We start from the raw sequence: 14,030 nt of genomic DNA on the forward strand, positions 1-14,030 counted from the left end.
ATAGACTCAGTTCGCCAAGTATTCGTAAGTCTTCAGCAGCTTTTTGACCGTTTTGAGATGGTCACGCACGATCGTGGCTGATCCTGCTCCTGATCCCGCGTCAATCAGCAAATCCCCGATCGTCTCCAGCGCCCGCTCATTGATGGAGTCGATCAGCAGTTCAGGCATGGTCAAATTTTCCTCGGCAATATGCTTCAGCACGGCTGCCGGACGGTTCTGCTCGACGATTACTTTAATGACCTGTAGCTCATACTCTGGAAGCTGCACCATAAATTCAGTCCATTCATGCGGCAAGTCGGATGAGGGCTTGTCAAGCGCGATCGGCTCCGGTACTGTTACAGTCGCTTGAGTTGAGCCGCTTTGTATTGGCTGAGTGGTGCGGGTCGTCATAACGGGTTGCTTAACCGATGTATCAAGAACGATCGCTGGCTCAGAGTAAGCATCACCATTGCCGTTACTGCCGTTTGAACTGCCTTTTTTGCTTTTTAGTTCAGGCAGTCCGGGTGCTTTGGCTGGCGTTTTAGCAATTGGCAGAGCAGCCTCCAGCGCTTTCAACTGTTGTTCTAGTGCTTCTTTTTGGCTGCGGCGATCGAGAATCTGAGCTTCAAGAACGCGGAGTTCGTCTTGCAGTGAGCTGACTTGCGCTTGTAGCTGTTTGAGCGCTGCTTGAAGAGGATTTGAACCCGTTTCTAATTCGTGCTTCTTTGTCTCTGCGTAGGCTAAAAACTGCTCTAGCTCAACCCGACACGTTTCTAAATCTTGCACTTCGCCCTTGAGCGTTTTAGCGGTGGCTTCAAGTTGCCGCTTTTCCTCTCTGAGATTTGCCAGCTCCCGCGATAGTTTTTCTCTCGTTTGGCGATGGTCAGTAATGTGTCCTTTAATTTGGTTCAGTTCTACCTGTAGCGCGGCGAGGTTGGTTTCGATGGTGCGCTTGGCAGCAGTAGCCTCTGCAAGTATGTCTGGCTTGAGATCACTGGATGGCGCTACATCTGAAGCACTTGTATGAGGGCTAACCCACGGTGGACTGCCTGCTGCTGGAATCTCAGTGGGCAATTCATGCGGTCTTACGTCAATCGGAGGATTCGTCTGCGCTGGAGCCGACAGATCCCAACTCAGCGCTCTGAGGGATGCAGGCAGGCTTCTGGTAGGCGAATTCATAAGCTGTGGCTGACCGGGCGGTAACGCCAACGAGTTGAGGTTAGCTGCTAACTGCTCTTGCTCTGCTTCTAGTTGCTTATAAGCGTGGTAGGCTTCTGCACGCCGTTGTTGCAATGCCTGAATATGGTTCTTGAGATCGGCGATGCGGGCGTGTGCGTGCCGATGCTGTTGTCGATCGACCACCGCTGAAGCAGCTACCGCAGCGACTGTGGTCGTCATACCCGACGCGATCGCGTTGCCAAGATGGCGACCCGTCAGAAAACTAATGCCAAAACTGATGCCAAAGGCAACAGATCCAAGAAAAAGTCGCTGTTTCACCATAGTCAGGTCACAAAAGATAACGGGCTAGAAAAACCAACCCATCGACAAAGCGTTCAACTGTCAGCCAGCGAATGAGCGTAGGATGGAATGGAGGCAGGTATGAGTGGTTACTGCGTCTACCCGCAGCGGCTCACGAATGGCGATCATCATAGAGCGTTGCCCACAGGAAAGCCTGTAGTTGAAATCGCTCAATGCTAAGCCCTCTTTTGCTCAATGGTAGGTTAACTCAAGACATTTGATGCATTAATGAACGATAGGGCGGTTTGGCAACGAGTCGGGCTTTATGGGATGTGCTTGGGATTGGGAACCGTAGCGCTTCTGACGATCGCGGCGCTGACCCCACGCCAATGGTACGCATCGTCCCAGCAGGCAGACTGCAAATTTAGAGTCTACGTCTCTGGGGATCTCATGCACACCAACTTTTTTGTCCCCGTACGCACTGAGGCGTTTGACTGGAGTCAACATCTCGATCTAGCCGCGATCGGCAAACAGGCTCCGGCTGACTATCGTTATCTTCAGTTTGGTTGGGGCGATCGCATCTTTTATGTCGAAACGCCTTCCTGGGAACACGTCAGTTTTGCTAGTGCAGTGCGATCGCTAGTGCTACAAAACCCGGCTGCACTGTTTGTCAAAGGACAGACAACGCTTCCTCACTCCCCTAACGAAGCGCTCAGATGTGTCAGCTTGAGTGAGGGCAATTATGTGAAGCTCATGCACTTCCTCAAAGCCTCGTTTCAAACCGATCAACAGGGTAACGTACAGCGCATCAGCTCTGGACAAGACGGTGACAGCAGTTTCTACAACGCCACAGGTTACTACTCCCTCCTCAGAACCTGCAACTCCTGGACAGCGGACGGTTTACGCACCGCTGATGTGAATACACCCGTCTGGGGCGGACTTGCCCCCGCCGTCTTGCGTCAACTGAAGGATACGTGTGGGTGTGGGGAGGGAGGGAGTAGGGAGTAGGGAATGGGGAGTAGGGAGTTGTACAGCCCTTCGGGCATACCAGAAAGGTTTTTAGTTTTTAGAAGGATCTAGGAAATGCCCATTCACTAACAACTAGCAACCAATAACTAGCAACCAACAACTAGCAACCAACAACTAGCAACCAACAACTAACAACTGGTTCAACTCACCCTTCACCCCTTACCCCTCTCTCCTTTCCTCTCTTCCTCCTCCCTCATCTCCTCATCCTCTTCCAGTACCTCACAGAAGCGTTTATTCTACTCAATACAGAACCCAAAATTAAGAGATGCAGTTTTCAAAAGTTTTAATTGCCAATCGGGGCGAGATTGCCCTCCGCATTCTTCGTACCTGTGAGGAAATGGGGATTGCTACTGTCGCCGTTCACTCAACGGTCGATCGCCACTCGCTTCATGTACAGCTTGCGGATGAGGCTGTTTGCATCGGCGAACCGCCTAGCAGCAAAAGTTATTTAAATATTCCTAACATCATTGCAGCGGCGTTAACCCGCAATGCTACAGCCATTCATCCTGGTTATGGGTTTCTGGCAGAAAACGCTCGCTTCGCCGAAATTTGTGCGGATCATCAGATCGTCTTCATCGGTCCGTCTCCGGATTCGATTCGATCGATGGGCGATAAGTCAACGGCAAAAAAGACGATGCAGCGAGTCGGTGTACCCACGGTGCCAGGTAGCGAGGGCTTGTTGACCGATGAAGCAGAGGCACGGGCGATCGCCAGCAAAATTGGCTACCCCATTATCATCAAAGCCACAGCAGGCGGCGGTGGACGGGGAATGCGACTGGTGCGAGACGAGAGCGATTTGGGTAAACTCTTTGCCGCCGCACAGGGGGAAGCCGAAGCCGCATTTGGCAATCCCGGCGTTTATCTAGAAAAGTTTGTGGAGAAACCGCGCCACATTGAGTTTCAAATTCTTGCAGATACGTTTGGCAACGTGATTCACCTGGGTGAGCGAGAATGCTCTATTCAACGTCGTCACCAGAAACTGCTAGAAGAAGCTCCCAGTCCTGCGCTAACCCCCTTACTGCGCGAAAAAATGGGTACGGCTGCGGTGATGGCAGCCAAATCAATCAACTATGTGGGTGCTGGAACCGTCGAATTTTTGCTTGATCTCTCTGGCGAATTTTACTTCATGGAGATGAATACCCGCATTCAGGTAGAGCATCCCGTCACAGAGATGATTACAGGGCTGGACTTAATCGCTGAGCAAATTCGCATTGCCCAGGGCGAACCGTTGGGCTTGACTCAAGACCAGGTGCTGCTGCGAGGACACGCGATCGAATGTCGCATCAATGCCGAAGATCCTGAGCACAACTTTCGCCCGCACCCTGGACGCATCAGCGGTTACTTGCCTCCCAGCGGTCCTGGTGTCCGGATGGATTCTCACGTTTATACCGACTATGAAATTCCACCCTATTACGACTCCTTGATTGGCAAACTCATTGTGTGGGGGCACGATCGCCCGGCTGCCATCAGACGTATGCGCCGTGCCTTACGCGAGTGCGCTGTGACTGGCTTACCCACGACGATCGCGTTTCACCAAAAAATTCTAGACAATCCAGACTTTCAGCGCGGCGATGTCTATACAAACTTTGTTGAACAGATGATGCAGAAGTCTCAGGAGGAGGTGAGGAGTGAGGGGTGAGGGTAGTAAGGAGCTAGGGAAGGTGGGGAAGCCGGGGAAGCCTTTTGAGTCGATTGAGCCGTCAGCCGTCAGCCGTCAGCTTTCTTCCAACAGTTAAAGCTTAAAAACCTTTTTTGTACACCTAATGAGCTTTAAACTCCCTCTGCTCCCTCTGCCCCCCTGCTCCCTCTTCCCTCTGCCCCTCTCCTCCCTCTGCCCCCCTACTTCCCCTCACTCTCCCCTGCTCCCCCTCCTTCTTCATGCTAACTTTTATGAAGTACCCCTCGATTCTTTAGTTTTATGAGTTTTGCAATTCCTGAATCTGTTAAAGTTTGGAGCCAGTTCTTTCACCCAGTCCTCATGTGGGTTTTATTGGCGCTGACGCTGTACGCTTTGTATCTTGGCATCAAGGTTCGCCGCGTTCGCTCTGCTGAAGGGGAAGAGAAAAAAGAGCTAATTAAAGGCAAGTTTAACGTCAAACATTTCCAGATTGGTTCGCTAGTTTTGGCGCTGATGGTAGTTGGTTCGATCGGCGGGATGGCAGTCACCTACATCAATAACGGAAAGCTGTTTGTGGGTTCTCATCTATTAGCCGGGCTGGGCATGACGGGGATGATTGCCGTTTCAGCTTCGCTCTCTCCTTTGATGCAGAAGGGTGCAGATTGGGCACGCTACACGCACATCGTTTTGAATATGGCACTCTTGGGATTGTTTGGCTGGCAGGCACTGACTGGGGTTCAAATTGTGCAGCGCATCATTAGCAAGATGTAGGTTCACCAAGCTTAAAGTTTTCTCAACGTAAGGGTAGCATTGTCTGATTCAGTGGGTCGATCGCGGTTTCGATAGCGTACGATCGTGGGTTCTGATTTCTGTCTCAATCATTGGTGGTGTGTCCAAATCTACTGCTTCCTTCTATAGAACTGTTAAATGCAACGGTTCTGTAGAAGGAAATTCTGGTGCCAACCAACATGCGAACCTATTTTGAACGAATCTATGGAAACGCTTGACTTGCTTCGATCGGGTCAGCTTGAGGGCACTAAAAAACTCACTCTTTCCTGTGGCTTAACGCAATTTCCATCTGAAATTCTGGCGTTGGCAGAGTCTTTGGAAGTCCTGGAACTCTCAAACAATCACTTCAGTTCGTTGCCAGATAAGTTTGGGCAATTGCAGAAGCTCAAAATTGTATTCTTCAATAACAATGAGTTTGAAGCCATTCCAGAGGTGCTGTCGCAATGTCCAGCGCTTTCCATGATTGGCTTTAAGTCGAATAAAATCACGCGTTGCGGCGAGAATGCTTTACCGAAAACTACCCGCTGGCTCATTCTCACTGCGAACAGGCTGGAGCAGCTACCGACTTCAATCGGCAAGTTAAGTCATTTACAAAAGCTCATGCTGGCGGGCAACCGCTTGCGATCGCTCCCTGATGAAATGGCTGCCTGTCAAAATCTGGAACTGATCCGGCTGGCGGCAAACCGTCTCACGGTACTGCCCGACTGGCTGTTCACGCTGCCTCGTCTGGCATGGCTGGCGTATGCGGGAAACCCTTGCTGCATGGCTGCGCCCTCGACTGAGCGATCGCTCCCAGAAATCAGTTGGAGTGAGTTAGCGATCGGCGACATTCTGGGTCAAGGGGCTTCCGGCATTATTTCTAAGGGCGTTTGGCATTCCAAAACTCAACCGGACTCTCGACCAACAGACGTGGCGATTAAGATCTTCAAAGGGGAGATCACGAGCGACGGTCTACCAACGGATGAGATGCGAGCCTGTATCGCGGCTGGAGTTCACAACAATCTAGTGAATGTGCTTGGTAAGCTAGCCCACAACCCAGAAGAGCAATCAGGACTGCTGCTTTCATTCATCCCGCCTCACTACAAAAATTTGGGTAATCCGCCCGATCTGGATACTTGCACAAGAGATACTTACCCGTCGGACAAGACGTTCTCTTTAGCAGTCATTTTACGCATTGCTCAGGGTATTGCCGCCGCTGCTGCACATCTCCACGATCGCGGCATCATGCATGGCGATCTCTACGCTCACAATATTTTGGTCGATGAAACAGGAGCGAGTTTACTGGGAGACTTTGGAGCCGCCTCTTTTTATGACTCGACTGATTCGTTCACAGGTCAAGCAATGGAGCGGTTAGAGGTGAGAGCCTTTGGCTGTCTGCTTGAGGATTTGTTAAACCGCTGTGATCGTGAGAATGCGATTGCTCAAGAAGAAATCATCGATCGACTGCGCGCCTTACAGCAAGACTGTATGAACTCGATTCCCTCCAAGCGTCCTCTCTTTAACACCGTCTGCAAACGCCTGAATGTTGCTTGAGAGAAACCGGGTTTCTGGGTGTAATATAACGCTTCAGACTATAGCTTCTCGTAAGAAACCCGGTTTCTTACGTAAGATTCGTTGGCACGATCGCCCGTCCGTCGTGATCAAAAAGATGGATTTTATCAGGAGACATGGAGAGCCAGAGTTGTTCACTGAGGCGAACGGGGCGATCGGGTTCAATGCGCGCCTGTAGCAATGAGGCATCATCACTGGCACCGATGAGACTGACTGCTAGGTAAGTTTCGCTGCCAAGTGCCTCGACCAGTTCCACCTGCACTGGCAAATTTTTGGGTGCAGCCGCGCTCACGTTTAAATGCTCTGGACGAATGCCCAACGTGAGCATCTGACCATCATAGGATTTGAGTACCGCTGCCCAAACTTCTGGCAGCGTCAGGCGAAATTGAGCATGGGTAAGGAGCAGCGGTGCTTTGAACTGCACTGATAGAAAGTTCATCGGTGGTGAGCCAATAAATTCCGCTACAAAGCGATTGGCAGGATGGTTGTATAGCTCTAGCGGCGAGGCAATTTGCTGAATTTGTCCGGCGTTCATCACCGCAATGCGATCGCCCATTGTCATCGCTTCGGTTTGGTCATGCGTCACATAGATCGTAGTCGTGCCCAACTGTCGCTGAAGTTTGACGATTTGCGATCGCGTTTCTGCCCGCAGTTTGGCATCCAGATTCGACAGCGGCTCATCCATCAAAAACACTTGCGGCTTTCGCGCCATCGCTCGCCCCAGAGCAACCCGCTGCTTCTGCCCACCCGACAACTGCTTGGGCAACCGATGCAGCAACGGCTCAATTTGCAAAATCTGCGCGACCGAGCGGACTTGCTGGTCAATCGATCGTTCTCGCGCCGATCGAAACCGCAACCCCTTCGGCAACTTTCGCGTTGTCTCAATCAAAAGATTTTCAGCCCAGATGGGGAGTGAGGGGTGAGAAGAGTAGGCAAGGGGAGCAGAGGAAGCAAGGGAAGCGTCTTGAGCTGGTTTCGACCGCTGACCGCTGACCGCTGACGGCTGACCGCTAACCCCCGACTCCCGACTCCCGACTCCCGACTCCCGACTCCCCACTTTCGTCCGTCTCAACCCAAACGCCAGATTCTCATACACCGTCATGTGCGGATACAGCGCGTAGTTTTGAAACACCATTGCAATGTCGCGCTCTTTGGGGGGAAGGTCATTAACAAGGCGATCGCCCACATACACATTTCCCCCCGTCAGTTCCTCAAGACCCGCAATCAGGCGCAGTAAGGTACTTTTACCGCAGCCAGAGGGACCCACCAGCACCATAAATTCGCCGTCTGCAATGGTCAAATTGATGGCGCGGAGAACGCTGGTGGCGTGCGATCGACGGGCAGAGTCTTTGACGGCTCCATCGCTTTTGCCGATCGGTGCAATCAACGGTTCTGCTGCGATCGTCGTGGGTGCTGGTTCACCTCCGCGACCAGAAAAGCTTTTGTAAATGTTTTCAAGAACAACCTGTGCCACAATGCCGCCTGCTTTACGCCTACCTATTCGGATAACCTACGCCTTTGCCTACAAGCCTGCGGCTGGCATAAACTCCTAATTGCCATCCTCGCTTATCAGGAGCGTGATTCTACCTGCATCGTTGCCTCGGAGCTTTCGGTTTCCTGCATCACAGAAAATTGATCTGGCTGGAGAATAACATTGTCATACTCATAACCACCAATAAGCTGATGGTTGGGCATTGCTATATCTACAGCGTATCCTTCTGGTTGTCTGTAGCATTCCACGATGGTTCCTACTGTTCCTATTGGAATGATACGATCGCTAAAATCGACCCGAATGTCAACTAACGTCTTAATTTGGCTGTAGATTCTAGCTTTCATTGCCCGTCCTCCATCAGCGATACACTTCTAGCCAATTCGTAATCAATCTTGGAATCTCTGATCCATTATCGATCTGCCACACCGTTATGAGACATCCCTGTCTACCATTCACACCGCGAAGCATCACCTCAACCTTAAACCTCAACCCATAAGTGCTGGTTTGACCTGGAATGGCTGGTGCATCGATCAACTGCTGCTTTAGTTGACTAATCACATTCTGGGCTGCAAGGCTACGGCTAGAGGCATTCTGCACATCATAGCCGATCGCTTCAAACGCTACCCATTTTCCCTGATTTGCAGGATTAGCCGGATTCATGGAATAGACCTCAAACTTTCGAGGATCAATCTCGGCAACCTGAGCAAGCGGTAAAGGCTCACCAGGATTCCAGATCATAGGCTTGGAGCTTACGGTTTAGTACTGAGGCGATCGCGTCTGCTTACTCAGATCCATCCTACGTTGAGTTGAGTCTCCTTAGCTCGATCGCCCCTCCATATAGAACCTCTACCATGCCTGTTCTCGATCGGATTTGGCTGGGCACTCTAACCAGAGAACTACCTACCCACGCCTTCGCCGCCTTAACGCCATGACAGTCTCTCCACCTGACCTTTTGGAACGTGCCCAAAAAGCTGATACCGAAGCCATTGCAGCCCTGATGAATCGATCCCTGCAACCGAAAGGTATTACGGCGAAAGTGAGCCTCAAAGAGCATTGCTTAAAAATCATGCTGGAAGCACTCGAAGTGCCAGAACAGCAACCCTCCGTCGAATTTATTCGTAAGGGCATCACTGGTTTAAGAGCTGAGGCCATCAAACACGTCAAGGTTTACGGTCGAGAATTAGGGGAAGATTTTCCAGGTTGGCAAGAGGAGTTTGAACTAGCTGTACAAGTTGCGCCGAATTTTACTGAGCTTGCGAAACAGCGAGATGTTAATGCTATTGGAATACTTGTGGCTCAGTGGTTAGACGCTCAAAACGTGACTGCAAAAGTCAGCTTAAAGGATGACTGCTTGCGGATCATGCTAGAAGCGATCGGAGTGCCCAATCAACACGCGATCGCGCCTCTGCTGCTCGACAACTTAAGAAAATTAGGCATTCAAGACTGCACAACGCTGAAAATTAGCGGACGCGAACCCGGTGATGACTTTCCAGACTGGCAACAAGATCTTGAACTTGAGAGTCGGGAAGTTGTCTCAATGTTGCTAACTGAGTCTACTTCTGAAACGCAGATCTCAGCGTTAGTCGTCTCAAAATTATCAAGTGAAATACAAGCACAGCCAGGTCGGTTAGAACTTGCAAGACAAGGTAATTTACAAGCCATTCACGATGTCGTGAACTACCTTCAGCCCCAAGGTGTTACAACAACGGTTGACCTGAAAAGTGAATGCTTATCCATTACCTTGCTTGCTGAGCAAACACCTGATCAAGCTCAAACGGTTGCATACATTCACAAAATGCTTGACAAACTAGAGTTCAGTTTTATCAAGCAAGTTAAAGTTTACGGACGATCTAAAGAGGCGATCCTTCCTGCTTGGAGCCAAGAACTGAGTTTTAGCAAGCCGCCAACGGAAGAGGTTTCTTTTTGGGGTTCCATGTTTGGGGCAGTTGCAGGAGCCGTGGGTGGTACAGCCGCCTATGCGGGTAGCGCAGTTGCAGGCACTGCTTTTGGAGCGGCTGGCTCAGTAGGCAATGCAGCAGCACAGGCAGGTGGCGCGATCGCTGGTACTGCCTTTGGAGCGGCTGGTGCTTTGGGTAACGCGGCATTACAAGCAACCGATGGCGCTGGCTACGTGTTTGACATGATTAACAGCAGTCCCCAGCTACAAGTTTTGACCAAAGCGCTTAACGTAGACTGGCTACTCAAAATTGCTGATCAGGTAGACATTGTTCAAGCTGAAACGCACGTCAAGAATTTAAAGCGAAAATATCCCAATGAAAAACCTGGTGATATCGCTCATCGGGTGATGCAAGAAAAGGCACTCTACGTAGGCGGTACGGGGTTTGCTAGCAGCTTACTACCGGGCTTTGCGGCGGCGATGGTTGCGATGGATTTGGCAGCCACAACCGCGATACAGGCAGAAATGGTGTATCAGATTGCCGCTGCTTACGGGCTAAACCTGCACGAACCCGCCAGAAAAGGTGAAGTCATGGCAATTTTTGGTTTGGCGCTGGGTGGCAGTGCTGCACTCAAAGCAGGTTTAGGGGCTGCAAGAAATATTCCCGTTGCAGGAGCCGTGATTGGTGCGGGTAGTAACGCCGTCATGCTGTATGCACTAGGACACGCCGCCTGCCAATTTTACGAAGCAAAGTTGACTCCTTTAGCGTCTCAAACTGCCCTCAAAGCCTCTCAACTAGAGAGCGAAAAGTATTTGCAGGGCGCGATCGTGCAGCAAGTCATTATGGATCAAATCCTGGTTCACGTGGTTCTAGCAGGCAATCCTGGCAAAACCTGGGCGGGGATTTTGCCAGAATTACAGATGTTTAACTTTAGTCCTGCGTCACTAGAGGCGATCGCTACTAACGCGAAAGCTCCACCGACGTTAGAGAAACTGCTCAACCAAATTAATAGTGAGTTTGCTGTACCGTTGCTGGCTCAATGCCAAAAAATCGCGCGGCAAGACGGAATAATTACGCCAGCAGAAGCAGCGGTGCTTGCCACTGTGACCAATAAATTGAACATCAACCTGACGACGATCCGGTAGTTAGAGCGGTTACTCGTTGTGGAAGTCACACTTTTGTAAATACGGGAGTGGGGAGTCGGGAGTCGGGAGTAGGATCGCGATCGGCTGAATGTCTCCTTTTCTATACAGTTTTATACAGACAGACAGGCTTTTCGCCAACTTGGGCTAAGATCCTCAGAGCGAACTTCAGAACTACGTCCTTTGGCAGTGGCGTTAGCTGACGCTTTGTGTCGCTTTGCTTAATCCCAACACACCGCTGAAGCATGAAACGAATCTCGCTGGTGGCTGCATTTGTGATCGGGTTGTTCCTGGTGTTGGTGCCAGCTTATGTGCGAAGCGAGGTGCGATCGCCCTCGACGATCGCTCAACCGTTGACGTTGCCTTCAGATGTCCCTCCAAGCGACGTGAAACCAGCGATCGGGGCAGGTACGATCAAGCCGCCGCCGCTGATGGCAGAGGAGCCTGAGGAAGAGTCAGACAAGCCCTCGTTTGAGCAGATCGTCAAAGGGACAAAGCGGCTAAACGGGCTGTTTACGCTTTATCGGGATGAGGCTGCTGGCAAGCTTTACGCTGAAATTCAGCCCGAACAACTGAACGTCAACTACCTGTGTACGGTCACGATGGAATCGGGCATTGGGCAAGATGGCTTTTATAGTGGGATGCCATTAAACGATTTTCTGTTTAATTTTCGTCGCGTCGGTAATAAGCTTCAGTTTGTGGTGCCCAATGTATTTTTTCGGACTCGTCCGGGTGATCCGCTTCAGCGATCGGTCAAACGATCGTTTAGTGACTCGGTGTTGCAGGCGCTCCCCATTCGCAGTACGCATCCCAAGCGCAAAAGTTTTCTCGTCGATCTCAGTCCACTCTTTCTCAGTGATTTGCCCGGTTTGAGTCAGTCGTTATCCAGTACGTTCGACTCGACGTATAGCCTGGATGCGGGCAAATCGTCGTTTGGTCCCGTGCAAAGCTTTCCGCTAAATGTGGAACTGGAGTCGAACTATGGCTTTTCGAGTGGAACGGAGAGTGCCCCACCCGCTCTATCGACGTTACCGGACAGCAAAACGTTTAACTTACGAGTGCGCTATAGCCTGTCGCGCCTCCCGGTTAAACACAATTATCGTCCTCGCTTAGCCGACGATCGCATCGGTTATTTCATCACAGCCTATCAAGATTTTTCTGATGACTCGCCAAGAGAGCCGTTTGTACGCTACATCCAGCGCTGGCATTTGAAGAAAAAAGATCCCGATGCACCGCTCTCGTTGCCTGAAAACCCGATCGTGTTCTGGATTGAAAACACCGTCCCACTTGAATACCGAGACGCTGTGCGAGACGGGACGCTGATGTGGAATAAAGCGTTTGAGCAGGCGGGGTTTAAAAATGCGATCGAAGTCCGCCAAATGCCCGACAACGCTAAGTGGGATCCTGCGGATGTACGCTACAACACCATTCGCTGGCTCAGTTCGTTTGATGCCAGCTTTGCTGGCTGGGGGCAAGCGCGGGTCAATCCACTTACAGGTGAAACATTAGATGCAGACATTTTGATTGATGCCAGTTTTGCACGGTATGCAAAACAGCAATATCGCAACCTGGAACAGCCGCGCCAGGAGCGATCGATGTCAGCGATCACGCAGCTTACGGGTAATTCCAAACTTTGTGGCTATGGCGTGGCAGCCAATTTCATGAAGCAATCGACGATCGCAAAACCAGCGTTGCAGCCCAAGCGAACGCTCCAACGACTGGGCAACTATGACTTGTGCTATGGCAGGGAAGCGGCACGACAACTGTCGATCGGTGCCATGTCTCTCTCGATGTTGCACAACGTCAGACCCGGTAGCGAACCGATGAAGCGGTTTGTACAGTCCTACTTACGAGAACTCATTGCCCATGAAGTGGGTCACACGCTGGGATTGCGCCACAACTTTCGAGCCAGTGCCATGCTGTTGCCAGCCGAGCTAAACAACACCGAAATCACGCATCAGAAAGGTTTGGTCAGTTCAGTGATGGACTACACTCCTGTCAATCTGGCACCAACAGGAACCACTCAGGGTGATTATTTTACGCAGACAGTTGGACCCTACGACGAGTGGGCGATCGCCTATGGTTACACTCCCACCAATGCCCTTGTTCCACAAGCTGAAACCCGCCTTCTAAGCAAGATTGCTGAACGTGCCCCCGAACCTGCGCTTGCCTATGCCACTGATGAAGACGTTGACGCGGAACTCGACCCACTGACAAATCGCTTCGACCTCAGTGGTGATCTGCTAACCTATGCACCGTGGCAACTGGAGAACGCCCAGAAACTGTGGCAAAAACTTGACCAGAGCACTCCTGTAAGGGGCGAAAGCTTCAGTGACGTGCGAGCGAAGTTCGATGACATTTTCTACTACTACCTCCGCTATTCCAACCTTCTCACAACGTATGTTGGTGGACAATCCTTTAACCGCTTCAAAGGTGGCGACGTGGCGGGACGATCGCCGTTTGAGCCAGTGCCCGCCGAGAAACAGCGTCAGGCACTGGCATTGCTGCAAACCCACGTCTTTGATGCCAACAAATTCCAGTTCTCCCCCGCCTTTTTAAATAAACTCGCGCCCTCACGCTGGGAGCACTGGGGCGAAGAAGCACAGTTCTTCTCGCTCGACTACCCGATTCACGATCGCATCCTCCTTCTCCAAGCCATCGTGCTGTATAACCTGCTGGACAGCGATCGCCTGTCACGGCTACGCGATGCAGACCTCAAAACGCAAGCCGGACAAGCATTCGCTCTCCCAGAATTATTTGATACTCTGCAAACATCCATCTGGCAGGAAGTGCTGAAACCGGAAGGGACGCTCAAGCTCTCTAGTCTGCGTCGAGGGTTACAGCGTGAATATTTGAAAGCATTGACCGCAATGGTGCTACGCACCGCTGATGTCCCTGACGATGCCCGCACGTTGGCATGGTATGAATTGAAGCAGCTTGCCAGCGCGCTCGATCGCGTCCTCAAGCGGGAAGGAAAAGATGCAGACACGCAGACAAAGGCACATCTAGAGGAAACGCGCGATCGCATTGCGAAAACCCTGGATGCCAAACTGCAAACCCAGTAATTAAGCTAA

10 protein-coding genes are annotated in these 14,030 nt (G+C 51.2%); 6 read left to right on the plus strand and 4 right to left on the minus strand.

Features of this window, described 5'->3' with window-relative positions; translation table 11 throughout:
* Positions 1-6: 6 nt before the first annotated feature.
* Positions 7-1,479, minus strand: coding sequence for a tellurite resistance TerB C-terminal domain-containing protein (locus AC5JO6_RS02845; protein WP_496079524.1), 1,473 nt, complete (start codon positions 1,477-1,479; stop codon positions 7-9).
* 246 nt (positions 1,480-1,725) lie between these two features.
* Here AC5JO6_RS02845 and AC5JO6_RS02850 point away from each other — a divergent pair, with 246 nt between their 5' ends.
* From AC5JO6_RS02850 to AC5JO6_RS02865, 4 genes are all read left to right on the plus strand, one after another.
* Positions 1,726-2,445, plus strand: a complete 720-nt coding sequence (locus AC5JO6_RS02850; protein ID WP_496079525.1) for a TIGR02117 family protein — start codon at positions 1,726-1,728, stop codon at positions 2,443-2,445.
* A gap of 286 nt (positions 2,446-2,731) precedes the next feature.
* Entirely contained in the window at positions 2,732-4,105 is a 1,374-nt protein-coding gene (accC, locus tag AC5JO6_RS02855) for an acetyl-CoA carboxylase biotin carboxylase subunit (protein ID WP_496079526.1), read from the plus strand.
* Between the two features lie 279 nt (positions 4,106-4,384).
* Entirely contained in the window at positions 4,385-4,855 is a 471-nt protein-coding gene (locus AC5JO6_RS02860; protein WP_496079527.1) for a DUF4079 domain-containing protein, read from the plus strand.
* A gap of 222 nt (positions 4,856-5,077) precedes the next feature.
* Positions 5,078-6,406, plus strand: a complete 1,329-nt coding sequence (locus AC5JO6_RS02865; RefSeq protein ID WP_496079528.1) for a leucine-rich repeat-containing protein kinase family protein — start codon at positions 5,078-5,080, stop codon at positions 6,404-6,406.
* A 67-nt stretch (positions 6,407-6,473) separates the two neighbouring features.
* On the opposite strand, the gene AC5JO6_RS02870 is transcribed toward AC5JO6_RS02865, so the two are convergent.
* The 3 genes from AC5JO6_RS02870 to AC5JO6_RS02880 all read right to left on the minus strand — a co-directional run bounded on the left by AC5JO6_RS02870 (position 6,474) and on the right by AC5JO6_RS02880 (position 8,654).
* Positions 6,474-7,898, minus strand: a complete 1,425-nt coding sequence (locus tag AC5JO6_RS02870) for an ABC transporter ATP-binding protein (protein WP_496079529.1) — start codon at positions 7,896-7,898, stop codon at positions 6,474-6,476.
* Between the two features lie 95 nt (positions 7,899-7,993).
* Positions 7,994-8,260, minus strand: a complete 267-nt coding sequence (locus tag AC5JO6_RS02875) for a hypothetical protein (RefSeq protein WP_496079530.1) — start codon at positions 8,258-8,260, stop codon at positions 7,994-7,996.
* A 13-nt stretch (positions 8,261-8,273) separates the two neighbouring features.
* The gene (locus tag AC5JO6_RS02880) at positions 8,274-8,654 is read right to left on the minus strand and encodes a DUF6883 domain-containing protein (protein WP_496079531.1); all 381 of its coding nucleotides are present in this window, start codon (positions 8,652-8,654) and stop codon (positions 8,274-8,276) included.
* Between the two features lie 190 nt (positions 8,655-8,844).
* Here AC5JO6_RS02880 and AC5JO6_RS02885 point away from each other — a divergent pair, with 190 nt between their 5' ends.
* Together AC5JO6_RS02885 and AC5JO6_RS02890 are read left to right on the plus strand one after the other, a co-directional pair.
* Positions 8,845-10,959 carry a hypothetical protein gene (locus AC5JO6_RS02885; RefSeq protein ID WP_496079532.1) on the plus strand — a complete coding sequence of 705 codons (2,115 nt, stop codon included), beginning with the start codon at positions 8,845-8,847 and terminating at the stop codon, positions 10,957-10,959.
* A gap of 242 nt (positions 10,960-11,201) precedes the next feature.
* Entirely contained in the window at positions 11,202-14,021 is a 2,820-nt protein-coding gene (locus AC5JO6_RS02890; RefSeq protein WP_496079533.1) for a zinc-dependent metalloprotease, read from the plus strand.
* Positions 14,022-14,030: the final 9 nt, after the last annotated feature.

The organism is Tildeniella sp., assembly GCF_059505325.1.